This is a genomic window from Streptomyces sp. 8N616, from assembly GCF_052246385.1.
In the GTDB taxonomy this organism is placed as follows: Bacteria; Actinomycetota; Actinomycetes; order Streptomycetales; family Streptomycetaceae; genus Streptomyces.
The window spans coordinates 1-17,496 of the sequence record NZ_JBQQBY010000056.1 but is presented as its reverse complement, the minus strand read 5'-3'; the positions used below and the strand labels follow the sequence as shown (position 1 = coordinate 17,496).

General features: G+C 71.9%; 11 protein-coding genes and 1 pseudogene. 5 read left to right on the top strand and 7 right to left on the bottom strand.

Features of this window, described 5'->3' with window-relative positions:
- The first annotated feature begins 82 nt into the window (after window positions 1-82).
- The gene (locus tag ACTWQC_RS33640) at window positions 83-2,482 is read left to right on the top strand and encodes a DUF3376 domain-containing protein (RefSeq protein ID WP_443319652.1); all 2,400 of its coding nucleotides are present in this window, start codon (window positions 83-85) and stop codon (window positions 2,480-2,482) included.
- 34 nt (window positions 2,483-2,516) lie between these two features.
- Here ACTWQC_RS33640 and pdxR read toward each other — a convergent pair whose 3' ends face one another.
- Complete coding sequence (gene pdxR / locus ACTWQC_RS33635) at window positions 2,517-4,013, bottom strand: MocR-like pyridoxine biosynthesis transcription factor PdxR (RefSeq protein ID WP_443319651.1); 1,497 nt, start codon at window positions 4,011-4,013, stop codon at window positions 2,517-2,519.
- A 74-nt stretch (window positions 4,014-4,087) separates the two neighbouring features.
- Between pdxR and ACTWQC_RS33630 the strand changes: the two genes are divergently transcribed.
- Window positions 4,088-4,969, top strand: coding sequence for a methyltransferase domain-containing protein (locus ACTWQC_RS33630; RefSeq protein ID WP_443319650.1), 882 nt, complete (start codon window positions 4,088-4,090; stop codon window positions 4,967-4,969).
- A 17-nt stretch (window positions 4,970-4,986) separates the two neighbouring features.
- Here ACTWQC_RS33630 and ACTWQC_RS33625 read toward each other — a convergent pair whose 3' ends face one another.
- The 3 genes and pseudogenes from ACTWQC_RS33625 to ACTWQC_RS33615 all read right to left on the bottom strand — a co-directional run bounded on the left by ACTWQC_RS33625 (window position 4,987) and on the right by ACTWQC_RS33615 (window position 6,540).
- Window positions 4,987-5,418: an ankyrin repeat domain-containing protein gene (locus ACTWQC_RS33625; protein WP_443319649.1), complete on the bottom strand. Its 432-nt coding sequence runs from the start codon at window positions 5,416-5,418 to the stop codon at window positions 4,987-4,989.
- Window positions 5,419-5,432: 14 nt separating this feature from the next.
- Window positions 5,433-5,678 (bottom strand): DUF397 domain-containing protein, encoded by a 246-nt coding sequence (locus tag ACTWQC_RS33620; protein WP_443319648.1) that lies wholly within the window; start codon window positions 5,676-5,678, stop codon window positions 5,433-5,435.
- Window positions 5,675-6,540: pseudogene (locus ACTWQC_RS33615) on the bottom strand (helix-turn-helix domain-containing protein). Before ACTWQC_RS33615 ends, ACTWQC_RS33620 begins: the two are co-directional and overlap by 4 nt.
- A 150-nt stretch (window positions 6,541-6,690) precedes the next feature.
- Here ACTWQC_RS33615 and ACTWQC_RS33610 point away from each other — a divergent pair.
- Window positions 6,691-7,143, top strand: coding sequence for an ATP-binding protein (locus tag ACTWQC_RS33610; RefSeq protein ID WP_443319647.1), 453 nt, complete (start codon window positions 6,691-6,693; stop codon window positions 7,141-7,143).
- Window positions 7,144-7,238: 95 nt separating this feature from the next.
- On the opposite strand, the gene ACTWQC_RS33605 is transcribed toward ACTWQC_RS33610, so the two are convergent.
- Entirely contained in the window at window positions 7,239-8,777 is a 1,539-nt protein-coding gene (locus tag ACTWQC_RS33605; RefSeq protein WP_443319646.1) for an MDR family MFS transporter, read from the bottom strand.
- Between the two features lie 186 nt (window positions 8,778-8,963).
- Here ACTWQC_RS33605 and ACTWQC_RS33600 point away from each other — a divergent pair, with 186 nt between their 5' ends.
- Window positions 8,964-11,216: a DEAD/DEAH box helicase gene (locus tag ACTWQC_RS33600; RefSeq protein WP_443319645.1), complete on the top strand. Its 2,253-nt coding sequence runs from the start codon at window positions 8,964-8,966 to the stop codon at window positions 11,214-11,216.
- Window positions 11,217-11,302: 86 nt separating this feature from the next.
- On the opposite strand, the gene ACTWQC_RS33595 is transcribed toward ACTWQC_RS33600, so the two are convergent.
- Window positions 11,303-12,274 carry an acyl-ACP desaturase gene (locus ACTWQC_RS33595; RefSeq protein WP_443319674.1) on the bottom strand — a complete coding sequence of 324 codons (972 nt, stop codon included), beginning with the start codon at window positions 12,272-12,274 and terminating at the stop codon, window positions 11,303-11,305.
- A 249-nt stretch (window positions 12,275-12,523) separates the two neighbouring features.
- Window positions 12,524-13,300 (bottom strand): dimethylargininase, encoded by a 777-nt coding sequence (gene ddaH / locus ACTWQC_RS33590; protein WP_443319644.1) that lies wholly within the window; start codon window positions 13,298-13,300, stop codon window positions 12,524-12,526.
- Window positions 13,301-13,522: 222 nt separating this feature from the next.
- Here ddaH and ACTWQC_RS33585 point away from each other — a divergent pair, with 222 nt between their 5' ends.
- Window positions 13,523-17,227 carry a hypothetical protein gene (locus ACTWQC_RS33585; protein WP_443319643.1) on the top strand — a complete coding sequence of 1,235 codons (3,705 nt, stop codon included), beginning with the start codon at window positions 13,523-13,525 and terminating at the stop codon, window positions 17,225-17,227.
- Window positions 17,228-17,496: the final 269 nt, after the last annotated feature.

Below are 17,496 nucleotides of genomic sequence, written 5' to 3'. Positions count from 1 at the left end.
GGCGGCGGCCGGCTCGATGAGCCGACGCCCGATCGGCTCGTCACCGCATGCGTGCGTACGGCGCGGCGGCGAGGGTGGCCACATGAGCGTTGCGACTGACGAGGAGATCCGGCTCGCGCTGGTGATGAATGGCGGCGTGAGCCTGGCCGTATGGATGGGCGGGGTCACCCACGAGATCGATCTGCTGCGCCGGGCCTCCGATCCGCAGGTGGGACCCAAGATGGTGCGCCCCGAGGACCGGCCCGTCTTCGAGCGGTGGCGCGAGGCGTGCGGCGGGTCGCCGGACGGGCCGAAGCGCCGCGTCGTCGTCGACGTGGTCGCGGGTACCAGCGCCGGCGGGCTGAACGGCACGCTGCTCGCCACCGCCATCGCGCGGGGCACGGCCCTCGACGCCCTCCCGGACAAGCCCGCGAAGCGCAGGAACTCCCATGGGCCGAAGCTGAAGAACGTCTGGCGCAACGACGCGTCACTGGAGTTCGGCAAGCTCCTTCCCCGGCCCGGCGACCGGCCCCGTCCCTCCGTCCTCAGCGGCGATCACTTCGCCTCGGCGATCAGATCCTTCATCGAGAGCATCCCGGAGGCGGAGGGAGGGGAGGGAGCCGAGGGAGCGGCGGGGGCCGAGGACCGGCCGGTCAGCCTGTTCGTGACGGCGACGTCGACCGGGCCGGAGGCCCAGACGTATGTCGACGCGTTCGGCAATCCGCTGTCCTGCGCCGATCACCGCCGGATCTTCCGCTTCGAGAGGCGCGTGGACAAGTACCGGTACCACGCGGTGGTCGCCGGTCTGGAGCCACGTCAGGACGCGTTCGAGAAGCTGTCGCGCAACGACTTCGGCGTCAAGAACGGCTTCCCCGAGGCACTCGTCTCCGCCGCCCGCGCCTCCGCCTCGTACCCCGTGGCCTTCGCGCCGGTCGACGAGACCGGGCTCCAGGAGCTCCGTGTGGATGAGCCACGGGTGGGCGGCCCCGCGTGGCTCATCGACGGCGGAGTCCTCGACAACGCCCCCTTCGCGCCCGTACTGCAGGCCATCGCGAGCCGCGAACTGTCCGGGCCGGTGCGGAGGCTGCTGGTCTACGTGGTGCCCTCCTCCGGCAGCCAGGCCTCCGCCGCCGCGACAGCGGCCGCGACCGCACCGGCGGGTCCGCTCCCCATGCCCCGGTGGACGGAGATCGTCTCCTCCGCGATCCAGTATCCGAGGGAGGCTGACTTCCGGGCGGACGTGGAAGGCATCCAGTCCCTGCTCGGCCAGGCGGACGGGCTCTGGGGCGACGGCACCGAGTTCTTCGGCAGTCTGCTGGAGGAGCCCGGCGATGCCCGGTATGCGGCTGCCGCCGACGAACGGCGCGAGCGGGCGACCGCCGCGGCCAGGACGCTGCTGCCCACCTACTGCCGGGCGAGAACCGTCGGCGACATGTTCGAGGCCCGCCGGCTGGTCGCCACCTCCTCGCTCGCCCCGACCAGGGCCGCGGGGCGTGACCTGCCCGCGGCCCCGCTGTGGGTCCCCGACCGCGCCACCGACTTCGACCGGGACCTCGCCGCGGACCCGTGGCGTTGGGGCGTGACCGGGGCGAGCCAGACGGTGCGCCTGCTCCTTCGCGACCTGCGCAGACGCCTCGACTCGGCCGACGAAACCATGCCGGCCGGAGCGCGGACCGCCCTCTGCGACGGCCTCGCCGGTCTGAGCAGGGAGTGGATTCCCCGTATCGACGCCATGAGTGAGGAGATCGTCCGGGCTCAGCGGACCGAGCTGGCGAAGGCGGACGCAACCGATGACGCCGCGGCCCTGATCGCCATGAACCGCTCGCTTGAGAGCCTGCGCGCACCGGAAACGCTCGCGTGGCTGGTCCGCCAAGCCGTGGACGTCTACAAGAGCGCTGCTCAGACCAGGTTCGGTGCGCATGACATCCTGCGGTACGCGCTGAGCGTCGAGGTGATCTCCCGCGCCTTCAACGCCCGGTCCCCGGTCTGCCCGGTGCCGCCGTTCGAGTTCCTACGACTCGGGCCTGACGTGGAATCGCCCATTCTTGGCCCGAGTCTGAACACCCGAATCAAAATCAAGGCGGAAAGCAAGCTCTACGGCACGCAGCTCCACCACTTCGGCGCCTTCGGCGACCCGTCCTGGCGGGACTGGGACTGGCTGATCGGCCGCCTCGACGCCGTCGCCCACCTGGGCAAGGTGCTCGGCAAGGGCCCGGACTGGGTGGAGGAGACGCAGCGGGCCGTCCTCAAGAGCGAGGGTGTCGAGGTGGACCAGCTCACCGCGCAGGTCGACAGGATGCTGAACATCTCCTGGACCAAGCTGCTGGGCGAGCTCAAGCGCCAGCCCAGGGGGCGGGGCCGCAAGCTGGTACGGAATGTCGTCAACTCCCTCGCAGACGGCCTGGAACACATGGACCATCCGCCCAAACTCAGCGGCCCCGCCCGCTTCATCGCCCGCCGACGGACGGCCCGGCGCATCTGGCTGTGGCGCAAGGGCTTCTGAATTCTGAAAGCACGTCAGGATTGCTGAAAGAACGTCAGGCCAGCCGCCGCAGGACATTGCCGAGGGTCGCCACTCCTTCGTCGATGTCGGTCGGCGTCCTCGCGGCATAGCCCAGTACAAGCCCTGGCGGGCTATGAGGGTGCTGGGTGTGCCACGACAGCGGCTGGACCTTCACTCCCTCGGCGAGCGCGGCGGCCGCGAGGTCGGTGTCGGCGAACTCGGCGGCGTCGAAGGTGATCGTCAGATGCAGGCCCGCTGCGGCGCCGTGTACGACCGCCCCCGGAAGGTGCTTTGCGACCGCCTCGATCATGGTGTCCCGCCGGCGGCGGTGGCGGCCGCGCAGGAGGCGCAGATGGCGTTCCAGCTCGCCCGATTCCATCAACCGCGCAAGAACGAGCTGCGGCAGTAGGGCGTTGCCCAGGTCGGCGTACCGCTTGGCCTCCACGAGGGCGTCCCGGTACTTCGGTGGTGCGAGGACCCACCCCACTCTCAGCGCGGGAGCGAGGAGCTTGGACACGCTCCCGGCGTAGACGACGTGTTCCGGGAGCATGGATCGCAGAGCGGGGACCGGAGGCCGGTCGTAACGGTGCTCGGCGTCGTAGTCGTCCTCGATGATCAGTCCGCCCTCGACAGCCCAGCGCATCAACTCGCCGCGTCTGACACCGCCGAGTACCACTCCCATCGGGAACTGATGAGCCGGGGTCAGCAGCACGGCCGGAGCGCCTGTGGCGCGGAGCTCATCGACGCGGACACCTTCCGCGTCGACCGGGACCGGCGGGGTATCCACCTGCCGGCTGTTCAGATGCTGCCGTGCTCCGAGCGAGCCGGGGTCTTCCACGGCCACCGCGCGGATCCCTTCATCGCGGAGTACCTGCGCGAACAGGGTGAGCGTCTGGGCGGTACCGGCGACGATGAGCACCTCCTCCGGATCCACCCGGACTCCCCGGTTGCGCGCCAGCCAGTTCGCGACGGCACGACGCAACTCGGGTGCACCACGGGGATCCCCGTACCCGAAGCCGGAGGCCGCGAGGCCGCCGAGTACGGAGCGTTCGGCGCGTAGCCAGGCCGTCCTCGGGAAGGCCGTCAGGTCCGGCGTGCCGGGTGACAGATCGACCCGGACCGGCAGTTCTCGCAGCGCGTCGAAGACGTCTGCGCCGGGCGTGGCGGCGAACAGCGCCTTCGGGGAGGGCGGTTCCGCGGTCGGGTGTGGACGCGGTGGCGCCGGGGCCGGCAGGGGGGCGGCGATGACGACCGTCCCGTTGCGCCCGCGCCCGGCGACCTGTCCGTCTTCGCTCAGGCGCTGGTACGCCTCGGTGACGACGCCGCGGGATACCCGCAGCTCTGCTGCCAGCACCCGCGTGGCGGGCAGTCTGCTGCCCACCGGCAGGCGGCCGTCGGATATCGCGAGCCGAAGCTGTGAAGCCAGCCAGTCGGTCAGCCCGCCCACCGGCGCCTGGTCGGTGTCCAGCTGCAGGAAGTCGGCTCCGGGCTTTTTGGCCCTGTCAGAAGCCTCGCTGTCGGACCTGTTCACAGGGCCATTGTCACAGCAGGGTGGAATCACCGGAACGGAGGGAAATGGCGCATGCAAAACGAGGGTGAGGCGCGATGACGAGCGGCTATGTGCACGGGTATTCGGAGCAGGAGACCCGCCGGTTGGCCGATCAGGCGGACACGTTGGCGGCACTGCTGCATGCCGGCACGGCGTTCCCCGCGGGGAGCCGCGTGCTGGAGATCGGCTGCGGGGTCGGCGCCCAGACAGTGCATCTTGCCGCCGCCAGCCCGGGAGCGCGCATCGTCGCCGTCGACCGCTCCGACGCGTCGCTGGCCCAGGCCCGCGCCCATGTGGCGGCCCATGCCACCGGCGCGGACGTGGAGTGGTGCCGCGCCGACCTGTTCGATCTGCCCTTCCCCGATGCGGAGTTCGACCACGTGTTTGTCTGCTTCGTCCTGGAGCATCTGCGGGATCCTCGGCGAGCGCTGGCCGGAGTACGACGGGTACTGCGACCCGGGGGCACTATCACCGTGATCGAGGGGGACCACGGATCGGCGGTCTTCCACCCCGACAGCGCCCACGCCCGCGCGGCGATCGACTGCCAGATCCGGCTGCAGACCGCCGTCGGCGGCAACCCCCTGATCGGCCGGCAACTGCAGCCACTGCTGACCGATGCCGGATACGACGAGGTCATGGTCCACCCGCGCACGGTCTACGCCGACGGCACCCGGCCCGCCCTGGCCGAGGGCTTCACCAGGGACACCTTCATCGCCATGATCGAGTCCGTCCAGGACGACGCGCTGGCCGCGGGCCTCACCACGGCGGCCGACTGGCAGCGGGGCATCGCCGATCTGCGCAGGACCGCCGACGACGGTGGGACCTTCCACTACACGTTCTTCAAGGCCCGCGCCGTGAACCGAAACGGCCTCCGCGCCGGCGGAGGCCGCGCCGGCGTCGGCGGCCCGATCGCCGAACCTCCGGACACGCAGCCGTGACCGGACGGGCCAGTGGGCTACACGTTCGCTGCGTCGGCTTGTGCGCCTGCTGCGCGGAGCAATTCGACGGTTTCCGGGTGGGGGCCCTGTTCTGCCCACTCGAGGGGAGAATGGCCGGTTCCGTGGTCCTCGCGGAGATTGGCGTCGGCGCCGTGGGCGAGGAGCTCGCGTACGGCGCCGGTGTGCCCCCAGCACGCCGCGGCGCACAGCGGCGTACCCTCCTCGCCCCGCCCGCTCTCGGTATCCGGCAAGGCGCCAGCGGCCAGGAGGCGGCGGACGACGTCGGCCGCGCCGTGGACGGATGCCGCGTAGAGGGGCGTGGTGCCGTCGGCGTTTGCTGTCTCGGGTGGTGCGCCTGCTCGGAGGAGGGCGTTCACCTCCGTGAGCTCGCCCAACATGGCGGCGAGCACCAGGCGTTTCGACAGTTTCTTCCGCCGCCGCATGTTCATGGCTGCCCGGCCTTTCAGAGCGTGGAGGCGAACTCCACGAACTCCGCCCACCTTTCGGGCGTGACGGTGAGCTGGGGGCCTTGCGGGTCCTTGGAGTCCCGGACGTGGACGGCGCCGGGGCAGGTGGCGACCTCGACGCATTCGCCGCATCCACCGTCGCTGTAGCTGCTCTTGCGCCAGGAGACGGCGACCTCGACGCATTCGCCTCCTTCGCCGTCGCTGTAGCTGCTCTTGAACCAGGCGAGTTCCTCGATGCTCATAGCTCTCCCAGCAGTTTCTCGATCAGGGCCAAAGACTCACGCGGAGTGAGTGCCTGTGCCCGCAGGATCCCATACCGCGAAGCGATGATGCGGACCTCTTCCTGATCGATGATCAAGCGGTTGTTGCCCTGGACTTCCGTGTAGGCCACCTGCTGCCTCCCCTTGGGGGTCACAAGGGTGAACGGACCACCCATGCTGGGATGTTCCTCGCGGTCCGTCGGCATCACCTGCAGCTCGACGGTCCGCAGGCCGCCGATCCGCAACAAGTGCTTGAGCTGGCCCGCCTGTACGGCCCGTCCGCCGACAGGCCGGTGAAGCACGACCTCCTCCAGCACGAAGCTCGCGGTCGGCGCAGGCCAGCGGCTGAAGACTTCCTGGCGGGCCAGTCGGTCGACCACCGGCGCTCGATCGTCTCCTCGTCCAACAGAGGGCGCCGCATGGCGAAGATGGCACGGGCGTAATCCTCGGTCTGGAGCAGACCGGGGACCGCCTGGTTGCTGTAGTAGTGCAGCTCGACTGCCTCCGCCTCCAGTCGCGCATAGTCCCGAAACCACGCCGGGTGCCGTACGCGAGCCCGTGCCTTCGCCCGTACGACATCCTCCTTCTGGGCTTTCAACAGCCCGCCCGCACCCAGCAGTTCGTCCGCCGCTTCCAGGAACTCCGGCTGCGGCGTACGGCGCCCGCGCTCCAGGGAGGAGATCTGGTCCTCCCCGTATCCCAGCCGGTCGCCCAACTCCTTCTGGGTCCAGCCCGCCCGCTCCCGCAGCAGCTTCACCTGCTTGCCGATCGCCCGGAAGAGGTCCGTCGCGCCGTCCGCGTCCTCCGGGGGCTCCGGACGCTGTTCACGGCCCCGGTCATCCATTGCCATTGCTGCCTACCGCCTTACGCACACGCCCGCGCACCCGGTTACGGCCGCCGGGCCGGACAGGCAACCGTCCGTGTCCGTACAACTCACGCTCCGTACCGGGTCTTTCCCTGGTCAGGCTATGTCCGGCCGACCACGCTCGGTGACATGAAGCCCGAAATCACCCTCCCGGCAACCACGTTCACCCAGCAGTTCAGCTCGACCCCGCGCGGCGCGCGTCTCGCCCGGATGTCTGCCGTTCGCCAACTCGTCGCGTGGGGCTGGCCGCACGACAGCGAGACCTGCGGCAACGCCGCACTCCTCGTCGCTGAGCTGGCAGCGAACGCCGCCCGCCACGGTCGCGTACCCGGGCGTGACTTCAGGCTCTGCTTGACGCTCGTCACCGGTCCGGACCGGCCGGACCCGGCCGTCCTGCGGATCGACGTGTCGGACGCGCGCGGCGAGAAGGTCCCCGTGCGGGGCGGCGGTGAGGCCGAGCCCGGCGCCGAGTGCGGCCGCGGGCTGCTCCTCGTCGACGCCCTCGCCACCCGCTGGGGCACCGAACCCCGTGACCCCGTCGGCAAAACGGTCTGGGCCGAACTCTCCCTCGCCTGCGACTGACGCAGCCGCGAAGCGGTCATCGCCGCCGCGGCTCCTTCCGACTGGCGTGACGGACCGCCGACGGTTCCGCAGGGGGCCGATCTGCATCAACTGCTTTAACTGGCCGACCTGTCCGGCCCACCCGCGCGCCGATCCCGGCGGGACCGGAGCGGGAGCTTCTTGAGGAAGAGTGCGAAGGCCAGGCCCGCAAGGGCGAGTGGCAGGGCGGTGAGGAAGACCGTGGACAGGGAGTCGGCGAAGGCCGAGGCGTACGCGTCCTGGGCGGGCGGCGGCAGCCGGCGTACGGCCTCGGGACTGATGGATGCGCCGTGGCTGAGATTCGACGCATGGTCGGCGAGCCCGTTGTTGAGGATCGCGCCGAGGGCCGAGGCGCCGATCGAGGTGCCCAACATCCTGGTGAAGGTGACGGTGGAGGTCGCGGCGCCGATGTCGCGCGGCTCCACCGCGCTCTGCGAGGCGAGGACCGTGACCTGCTGGGAGAGGCCGGCGCCCAGGCCGAGCATGGCCATGAAGGCGGAGGCGACGGCGAAGCTCGTGCTGCTGGTCATGGTCGACAGCAGGTACAGGGCGAGGGCGGAGGTGGCCATGCTCGCGGCGGGATACCACTTGTACTGGCCCGTCTTGGCCATGAAGTGGCCGGTGGTCATCGTGGCCAGGAGCATTCCGGCCGTCATCGGGAGCATCAGCAGACCGGCGTTCTGCGGGCTGGTGCCGGTTACCATCTGCAGGTAGAGCGCCAGGTAGTTCAGTGCGCCGATGGAGATGAAGCCGCCGATGAACGCCACGATGTTGGAGAGGGTGAAGGTGGAGCTGCCGAACATGCGGAGCGGAACTACGGGTTCGGCCGCGCGGCGCTCCGCCGCGAACCACAGCAGACCCAGGGCGGGGGCGGCGACGGCCAGTCCGATGATGACGGTGGAGCCCCATGCGTATGCGGTGCCCGCCCAGTTGGTGAGCAGCACCAGGCAGCTGACCGCGCCGCCGAGGGTGACGATGCCCACGTAGTCGACGCGCGGGGTCCCGCGGCGGTCCGGCAGCGAGAGAAAGGCGATGACCATGAGCAGGGCGATCGCGCCGACCGGCATGTTGATGAAGAAGGCCCAGCGCCAGCCGAGGTGGTCGGTGATCAGTCCGCCCAGAACGGGACCGCTGACGCTGGAGACGGCGAAGGTGGCGGTGGCGTAGCTCTGGTAGCGGGCACCTTCGCGGGGGCTGAAGAGATCGCCGAGGATCGCGAAGATCGAGACGGTGAGTCCGCCGCCGCCGACGCCCTGCACGGCGCGGAACACGATCAGTTGGGTCATCGACCCGGCGGCACCGCACAGCGCGGAGCCGACTAAGAAAATCGCGATGGCGAAGAGGAAGACGCGCTTGCGTCCGAAGAGGTCGCCCAACTTTCCGTAGAGCGGCGTGGCCACGCTGAAGGTCAGCAGATACGCGGTGCTGACCCAGGCGAACTGTACGACGCCGCCGAGGTCACCGCTGATGGTCGGCATGGCGGTGGCGACGATCTGGGTGTCCAGTGTGCCCAGCAGCATGGCGAGCATCAGTCCGATGAAGACCGGAACCGCCTGCTTGCGGGGTGGTGGTGACTCAGCACCATCCACGGCGGGCGCCGACTGGGCGCGCGACATGGAATCCTCCTTTCGTGGTGGGCGCGGATTCGCGCGGGGCTTGTGTCAACTTAGGTTTACAAAGGGCTCCGCGTCAACTCTGGTTGACAATCGCTGCGGGTTGCCCGATGGCCGCAGAGCACGCGCCCCCCTGCCCTGAGGGTGGAATCATGTGCCCGAAGCGGCACATGGATCTCAAGGGGCGTCATGGACGGGGTGGGGGCGGAGCAGCAGCCGGTGTCCGTCGGGAGGAGTGCCAAGGCTGTGTTGCGGCAGGCCGAGGCGCTCCTCGCCGCCGTTCGGACCGTTCTCTCCGACCATGCCCGAGTGCGTGCGGATATCGAGCACGCCCTGTCCCCTCTGAGGGAACGGCTGGTCGCCCGCGAGCTCGACGGCATCCCCGTGTCCAGGCTCAAGGACGTCACCGGGGGGCGGTTGCGGCTCGGGGCCCTGGAGCAGGCGGGGTACTCCACGGTCCGGCAGGTCCTGGACGCGAGGCCGTACGCGCTGCAGCAGATCCCCGGAATAGGCGCGCAGAGCGCGAGCCAGGCGATCTCCGCTGCCCGGCAGATCGCTGGAGCCGTACGGGACAGCGTTGCCGTCCGTATCGACATCGATGCGACCGACGATCCCCGGACCACCGCGCTGGTCATCGCGCTCCACCGCATGGTGAACGCGGGCCCCGAAACCGCCCGCGCCGTGGACTCGGCAGAGCGGATCGCCGGGGAACTCGCGAGCCTCCTGCCCGCTGCCCGCCCGGCCCGGGGACGGCTGCGGATGCTGCTCACCGGGCAGCGGCGGCGCAGGGAGACACAGGACGCGGTCGCGCGGATCAGCGGCCTGGTCGCCGAGTCCGCGACCCGGGAACAGCACCTCCTCCTCGCCCAGGCGTCAGCAGACCTGCTGCGCCCGCCCGCTGACCCCACCGAAGCCTGGATCGACTTCGAGCTCCGCTCCGCCGAGTACTACCGCCTGCTGGGCGAGATCGCCAACATGGCGCCGGACGCCCAGGCTTCCGAGGGCTATCTTCCGACCGATATCTCGGACCAGGTCCGAGCCCAGCCGCTGGACGACACCCATCGCCGTGTCTCACTGCGCGGTTATCAAGCCTTCGGCGCTCGCTTCGCCCTCGCCCGGCGGCGCGTGATCATCGGGGATGAGATGGGTCTGGGCAAGACGATCCAGGCCATTGCCGCGCTCGCGCATCTCAAGTCACAGGGCCTGACGCACTTCCTGGTGGTCTGCCCGGCCAGCGTACTGATCAACTGGATCCGCGAGATCGAAGCCCGCAGCGCCCTCGACGCCTACCGGGTGCACGGCCCGTACCGTCAAGCGGCCCTCGAAGAGTGGATCGAGCAGGGCGATGTCGCCGTCACCACCTTCGACGCGCTCCACTCCCTGCCCATCCCCGACGACGTTCCGCTCGGCATGCTGGTCGTCGATGAGGCCCACTACGTCAAGAACCCGGAAGCCCGCCGCGCCCGGACGGTCGCCGAATGGACGGGGCGCACCGCCCACGTCCTCTTTCTCACCGGTACGCCGATGGAGAACCGGGTCGAGGAGTTCCGCAATCTCGTCCACTACCTTCAGCCCGGCCTCGTACCGCATATCCGGCACGGCGACGCCGTCGCGGGCTCCCAGGCCTTCCGGAAAGCGGTCGCCCCCGCCTACCTGCGCCGCAATCAGCAGGACGTCCTCACCGAACTTCCCGAGCTCGTGCAGGTCGACGCATGGGAGGAGTTCACCCGCTCCGACCTGAACGCCTATCGCACGGCCGTCGACGACGGCAATTTCATGGCCATGCGCCGCGCCGCCTACGCGGAGCCCGCCGACTCCGCCAAGCTCAATCGTCTGCTGGAGATCGTCGGTGAGGCGGCGGAGAACGACCTCAAGGTCGTCGTGTTCTCCTACTTCCGCGACGTCCTGAGCACCGTGCACGAAGCGCTCGTATCCCGCGCCCCCGGCCGGGCCCACGGCCCCACTCACGGCTTGACCCACGGCCCTATCACCGGCAGCCTGACCGCCGTCAGACGCCAGGAGCTGGTCGACGAGTTCGCCGCAGCCCCTGGCCACGCGGTCCTGCTCAGCCAGATCCAGGCCGGTGGGGTGGGCCTCAACATGCAGGCCGCGTCCATCGTCGTCCTCTGCGAACCGCAGGTGAAACCCACCATGGAGACCCAGGCCGTGGCGCGTGCCCACCGCATGGGCCAGGTCCGCCACGTTCAGGTCCACCGCCTGCTGACCACCGACAGCATCGACCAGCGGATGCTGGAGATCCTCAGCTCGAAGAGCCGCCTCTTCGACGCGTACGCGCGGCGCAGCGATGTCGCAGAGTCGACGCCCGAGGCCGTCGACATCTCCGAGCAGTCCCTGGCCCGCCGGATCGTGGAGGAGGAACAGCTGCGTCTTGCCGTGGCCGGCCGGAATGCCCCTGCGGGGGACGAGGACCTGGTGACCTGAGGCCGTACGAGGGCCGGCGCTGTACCGCCCCGCCCGCCGGCGTACGAGGGGGCGGCTTCCGCGGTGCGCGTCGTCGAGACGTCTCGTCAGGCGGACGCCGCCCGTGCCGCCCGGCGGGCGAGCAGCGCCTCGCGGCGCTCGTCGAACTTCGTCGCCTGAGTGTCCAGGCCGCCCATGAACAGGCCCAGTTCCTCCTGCGCCTTCAGGCCCTCCGGGCCAAGCCCCGAGATCTCCAGCACCTTCAAGTACCGCAGCACCGGCTGCAGTACGTCGTCGTGGTGGATGCGCAGGTTGTAGATCCCGCCGATGGCCATCTGGGCGGCGGCACGCTCGAAGCCGGGCATGCCGTGGCCCGGCATGCGGAAGTTCACGACGACGTCGCGGACCGCGGACATGGTCTGGTCAGGGGCCAGCTCGAACGCCTTGGCCAGCAGATTCCGGTAGAAGACCATGTGGAGGTTCTCGTCGGTGGCGATCCGGGCCAGCATCCGGTCGCACACCGGGTCCCCCGAGTGGTGGCCGGTGTTGCGGTGCGAGATGCGGGTCGCGAGCTCCTGGAAGGCCACATACGCGACCGAGTGCAGCATGCTGTGCCGGTTGTCGGACTCGAAGCCCTCCGACATGTGCGCCATGCGGAAGCGCTCCAGCTCCACCGGGTCGACGGCCCGCGAGGTGAGCAGATAGTCGCGCATGACGATGCCGTGCCGGCCCTCCTCCGCGGTCCAGCGGTGCACCCAGGTGCCCCAGGCGCCGTCGCGGCCGAAGAGGGTGGCGATCTCGTGGTGGTAGCTGGGGAGGTTGTCCTCGGTGAGAAGGTTCACCACCAGGGCTACCCGGCCGATGTCGCTGACCTTCGACTGCTCGGGTGCCCACGGCTCGCCGCCGAGCGGGCCGTCGAAGTTCCGGCCGTCGCTCCACGGCACGTACTCGTGCGGCATCCACTCCTTGGCGATCTTGAGGTGGCGGTTGAGCTCGGTCTCGACGACCTCCTCCAGCGCGTACAGCAGCCGGGCGTCACTCCACGCCTCCGACGACGAGACGAGCGGGGCGGGGGTGATGCTCACGGTGGCTCCTGGGGGACGCGCGCGGGCATGCCGAAGGCAGGCATGCAGAACAGCTACGGCTGCGTAGGTTACGAAGCCGTAGGTTAAAGGCACCGTAAGGTTCTGGCCAAGAGTGGGGGATGTGTGGGTCGTTCTGTCCCGTTACGTGTCCAGGGTCATGGCGCTGTGTATCTGCGTGCGGCGCTTCCCGTACCGGCGAGGCACCACGCGTACAGGCGGGGCGCTGCGCGTACCGGCGAGGCACTACGCGTACAGGTCCCGGAGCCGCACCGACAGACACGTCACGCAGCCCTCCAGCTTCTCGAACTCGCCGATGTCCACCGGCACCGGCTCGTAGCCGAGCCCGCCCAGCAGCTCCGCAGTCTTCGGCGCGCTCGTGGCCATCAGCAGCTTCCCGCCGCCCAGCAGCACCACATGCGCGCCCGACTCCTCCGGCACGGGCAGGAAGTGCGGAAACAGCGACGGGTCGTCGACGAGCGGCGGGTGTCCGATGACCGTGCCGTCCGGAAGCGCCGTCACGGCCGACTTCAGGTGGAGCACCTTGCTGACGGGTACGGCGATCACCCGGGCCCCCAGCGGCTCGAAGGCGGCCCGTAGCTGCTGCACCCCGGCGGCGTTCGTCCGCCCGCCCCGCCCCACATAGATCGTGTCGCCGATCTTGAGGACGTCACCGCCGTCGAGCGTGCCCGGCTCCCACACCCAGTTGATCGAGCAGCCGAGCCGCGCCACGGCCTCCTCGACCTCCGTCGTCTCCGGCTTGCGGGCGTCCGCGCCGGGGCGGGCGATCAGCGCCACGTTCCGGTAGACGACCACCGTGTCCTCGATGAACACGCTGTCCGGGCAGTCGTGGGCGGGCTCCACCTCGAACGGCTCCCAGCCGTGCGCCTGCAGCGCCCCGACGTAGGCCTCCCACTGGCTCAGCGCCCGCCCGTAGTCCACCGGCGAACGCTCGATATGGGTGACGATGCCCTCCGCGAGGCGCGGACTGGGGCGGCGGATCAACGCCTTCTTGCTGGGCACGGTGGTTCCCTCTCGACGATGTGCGGGCGGACGGACCTGCGGACGGACTTGCGTAGGGACCGGTGTACGGGCCCGCGTACGGACCGGCGTACGGCCTGTGGAAGCGTGATCGGCTCGTACCCGGCGTACCGGCTCGTACCCGCGGGTACGCGGACCCATCCTGAACTTCACCCTGGCGAATCCTCTACTCCCCGCACCCGCCCTCCATGGAGAATCCCCGGCATGACTCGGATCCCGCAGGACCCGCCCAGCCACGTGGACGAGCTGCTCGCCGCGCTCGACCCGCTCCCGTACCCGCAGCGCATGCGCGAACTCGCCGCCCGCGCGCGGAAGTCCGCGGAGAGCGGGCAGCTCAGTCCGCTGCTGGACGAGCTCGCCCGGCGCGGCGCGTACGGGCAGCGGCTCGCCGTCGTCGCGGCGGCCGTGGGAGGGGACGCGGGTTACCTCGAGGCGCGGCTCGCCGACCCGGACGCGGTGGTGCGCGGCCACGCCCTGCGCGCCGCCGAGTCCGCGCCGGTCTCCGACGGTGCCCTCGAGGCGGCGCTCGAGGACGCGCCCGCGGCTCTACGCAGGGAGCTGGTCCGGGTCATCGTCGGCCGCGGGCCCGGGAGCGGCCGCACCGCCCTCGCGGAGCGGCTCATCGGCCCGTACCGGGAGCGCTGGGGCGATCGCGAGGCGGCCAGGCTGTTGCCCGGCTGCGGCGCAGGGACCGTCGCACGGCTGCTGCCCGAGCTGTTCCACGCCGCCGGCGGGCTGCGCGGACTCGCGGCCCGCCACCCCGACGCCGTACTGGACGAGGCGGGGCGGCAGCTCGCCGGGTTGCCCGAGGCGCTGCGGGAAACCTGGTGGCAGCGGTACGCGCCGACGGTCGCCGCCACCGTGCACGCCCGCCCCGACCGCGTTCTGGAATTGCTCGAGCGGGGCGGCACGGGACCGCTGGCCGGGCCGCTGTGGCACTGCCTCGGCCCCCTGACCGACGCCGCCCCCGGCCGCACGCTCCGCCTTCTCCTCGACCCGCGGCACGCGGAGGCCCTGCGCGGCCGCGGGCTGCCCGCGTCCGTCCTGAGCCGCCTCGCCCGGCACGAGCCCGCTCTGCCGGAGTTCGACGCCCTCGGGCGCGCCTGGGCCCCGTATCCGGAGCTCCTGGCCGCGTTGCTGCGGGCCCTGCCGCCTGCCCGCAGGAGCCGCTTCTACGACACCGTGACCGCGGGGCGCGGGCTCGCCGACGACCCGGTGCCCGACTCCGTACTGGACCTCCTGCCGCGCAGCCGCCGCGAGGCCGAGGGGCGGCGGCTCGCCCGACTGGCGCGCGAGCGGGAGGGCGTCGGGGGCGCGGCGGGTGAGCGGGAGGCGAATGAGCGGGAGGTGGGCGAGCGGGAGGCGGGCGAGCGGGAGGTGGGCGAGCGGGAGGCGGGCGAGCGCGGGGCAGGCGAGCGGGAGGTGGGCGAGCGCGGGGCGGTGGGCCTCGCCGTCCTGGCCGCCGTCGCCCACCTGCCCGTCGACGAGGCCTGGGACGACCTGGTCGCGGCCACCCGCAGGCCCGCGGCCGACGACCGGGCGGAGGCCTGGGCTCTGCTCATCCGCAACGCCGCGCGCTCCGCCTCCGGCGACCCCGCCGCGCTGTCGCGGCTGCTCCGCGAGATGGAGCGGCTGCGCAACGAGCACGACCCGGTCAGATCCGCCGCGCTGACCGCCCTCCGCAGCGTCCAGCCGGGCCGCTTCACCGACGACGACGCCCCATACCTGGACCGCATCGCCGCCGACGCCATACAGTCCCGCGACTCCTCCTTCGCGACCCGCCGCGCCCTGAGCGAACTCGCCGTGGGGCTGCTGCGCGCGCACGCCGCCACCGCGGAGCGGCAGCTCATCGGCTGGGCCCTGCGCACGCTCGTACGGCTGTCGGGGAACACCGGCGGCGCCGACCTGGGGCGGCTCGACCGCTCGCTGCGGCGCGGGCAGGAGCACGAGGTCTTCGAGGCGCTGCGGCCCTGGCTCGAGGCGGGCGCGGAGAAGGTCGACCACGGGCTGACCTTCGCCCTCGCGCGCGCGGTCGGGCCGCGGCGCGCCGCCGGGATGCCGGAGCTGCAGGAACTGCTGTGGCAGGCCGTGCAGTTCGGGAACGACGCGACCGTACGGACCGCGATCGACCTGTGGCTGGAGGACCCGCGGACGCGGGACGAGCGGGTCGGGCGGATCCTCGCGCTGGACTCCTCGGCGGCCGTTCTGGAGCCGGTGCTGTCGGTGCTGACCCGCCGCCGCACCGATCTCCTCGACGCCGTCCTCGCGAGCACGCCGCCGCACGGCCGCTTCCGCTACCCGGGCGGTCACTGGCTGCCGCCGGTCGGCCGGTACGTCGACCGCTGGCTGCCGCGCCAGCAGGCCGCGGCCGCGCGGCTGATGACGCGGGCGATGGGCGACGCCTCGCTGCAGCCCCATCAGCGGACGGCGGCTCTACGGCAGGGCGCGCTGATACCGGAACTCGGCGCCGCCGCCGTACGCCGCTGGACCGATTCGCCCGACGTGCAGCTTGCGGAGGCGGCCCTCGCGGCGCTGGCGTGGACGGACCGGCCGGGGGAGGCCATGGCGATGCTGCTGGAGCGGGTGGGGGACGACCGGGCGCGGGTGGCGGCGTACGCGGCGACCCGGGCCAGCCGGTACGTGGAGCCGTCCCGGCTCAGCGGGATGCTTCGGGGTGTGCTGGTGGCGGGGGTTCGGGGTGCGGGTGCCGGGAGCGCGGGTAAGGGGGGCGCGGGTGAGGGGGCCGGGGCTTCCGCGAGCGCCGGGGGCGCGGGGGGCTCTGGCGTGAAGGTCACCAGCAGGAAGGAGGCGGCGCGGCTGGCCGCCACGCGGCTGCCCGTATCGGAGGCCGCGGCGCTGCTCGCCGAGGCGTACGAGCTGCCCGGGCAGCACCGCGACGTACGGGCCGCTTGCGTGGCCTTCGCCGCCCGGCTGCTGGGCGACGAGCGCGCCTGGGACATGGCCGCGTCCGCGGCGACGGGAGCGCCCGTCCTGAGGCAGGCCGTCCTCCGCACCGGACCGCTCGACCTGCCGGAACACCAACGGGCGCGGTACGCACGGCTGGTGACCGCGGCGAGCGACACCGACGACCGGGAGGTCGCCGAGTCCGCCTACGGGGCGCTGGCGCGCTGGGCGCCCTGGTCGCCGGACGCGGCGGGCGTACTGGCGGCCGCCGTCACCGACCTGGACAACCGCGGGACGTGGCGTGCCGCGGCCGACGGCCTCGTGTCGCTTGCCACGTCGGTGGAGGGGGCGGCTGCGGCGCTGGGTGGCGTACTGGGGGCGCTGGTCGCGGCGGACGCGGGCGCGTACGCGGGTGCGGGTGCGGGTGCGGGCATGCGGGCGGGGGCGGGCGCGTACCCCGCGCCTGTGGGGCCGTACGCGGATGCCGGTGCCGGGCGGGACCGGCCCGCACGACGCCGCGTCGAACACCTCGTGGAGCGACTCGCCGTACGCGCTGTCGTGCGGCCCGACGGGGCGCGCGCGGTCGCGGTGGAGACGGCGGAACTGCTCGCCCGCCATGGCGGGTTCGTGCCGAGCGCGGCACGGCTCCTGGTCGACGCCTTGGACCTGGACGCCGGGCCGGCCGCCCTCGGTGAGCAGCTCTCCGGCCTCGCCCGCCTCCACGAGGGCCGCCCGGCACTCGCGGAACGTACGTCCGCAGCCCTGCGGGTCCGGCTCGATGACGCCCGCGCGTCGGGCACGGACGCCGGGCTCCGCGAGGTCGCGTCCCGCCTCGCGGGGGACGGCACGCACGCGGCGGGCCTGTTCGCCGTCGCCCTGACGACGGCGGGCGGCGACCGCTCGGGCTGGTCCGAACCCTGGCGCGACCTCCTCCGCGCCCTGCGCCGCCACCCGACCCCAGACGTCTCGGACGCGGCTCTGACAGCCCAAACGGCAGAGGAGTAGCCCCGCCCCGCGGAAGCGCACCGGCCCAGGCACCGCGTCCCGGATTCCGCCCGGAGCCCGCCTTCGCGCCCCGCGCCTGCGGCGCGGGCCTCTTCCCAACCACCCGCCCTAAAAGGGGGGGAGGGTGTGACGAGAGTCGGGGCGGGGGCATCGGCCGGGTGCGGGGCGTGCTGGAGGGCGGGTGGCGTGTGCCGAAGCCGGAGGCCGGGGGCCGGGGGCCGGGCGGGGTGTGGCGGAGGCCGGATGGGCGGGCGGCGGTGGTCTTGCGG

Coding starts and splice junctions, on each gene's coding strand:
- ACTWQC_RS33640 (WP_443319652.1), top strand. CDS start 83: ATGAGCGTTGCGACTGACGAGGAGATCCGGCTCGCGCTGGTGATGAAT.
- ACTWQC_RS33630 (WP_443319650.1), top strand. CDS start 4,088: ATGACGAGCGGCTATGTGCACGGGTATTCGGAGCAGGAGACCCGCCGG.
- ACTWQC_RS33625 (WP_443319649.1), bottom strand. CDS start 5,418: ATGAACATGCGGCGGCGGAAGAAACTGTCGAAACGCCTGGTGCTCGCC.
- ACTWQC_RS33620 (WP_443319648.1), bottom strand. CDS start 5,678: ATGAGCATCGAGGAACTCGCCTGGTTCAAGAGCAGCTACAGCGACGGC.
- ACTWQC_RS33610 (WP_443319647.1), top strand. CDS start 6,691: ATGAAGCCCGAAATCACCCTCCCGGCAACCACGTTCACCCAGCAGTTC.
- ACTWQC_RS33605 (WP_443319646.1), bottom strand. CDS start 8,777: ATGTCGCGCGCCCAGTCGGCGCCCGCCGTGGATGGTGCTGAGTCACCA.
- ACTWQC_RS33600 (WP_443319645.1), top strand. CDS start 8,964: ATGGACGGGGTGGGGGCGGAGCAGCAGCCGGTGTCCGTCGGGAGGAGT.
- ACTWQC_RS33585 (WP_443319643.1), top strand. CDS start 13,523: ATGACTCGGATCCCGCAGGACCCGCCCAGCCACGTGGACGAGCTGCTC.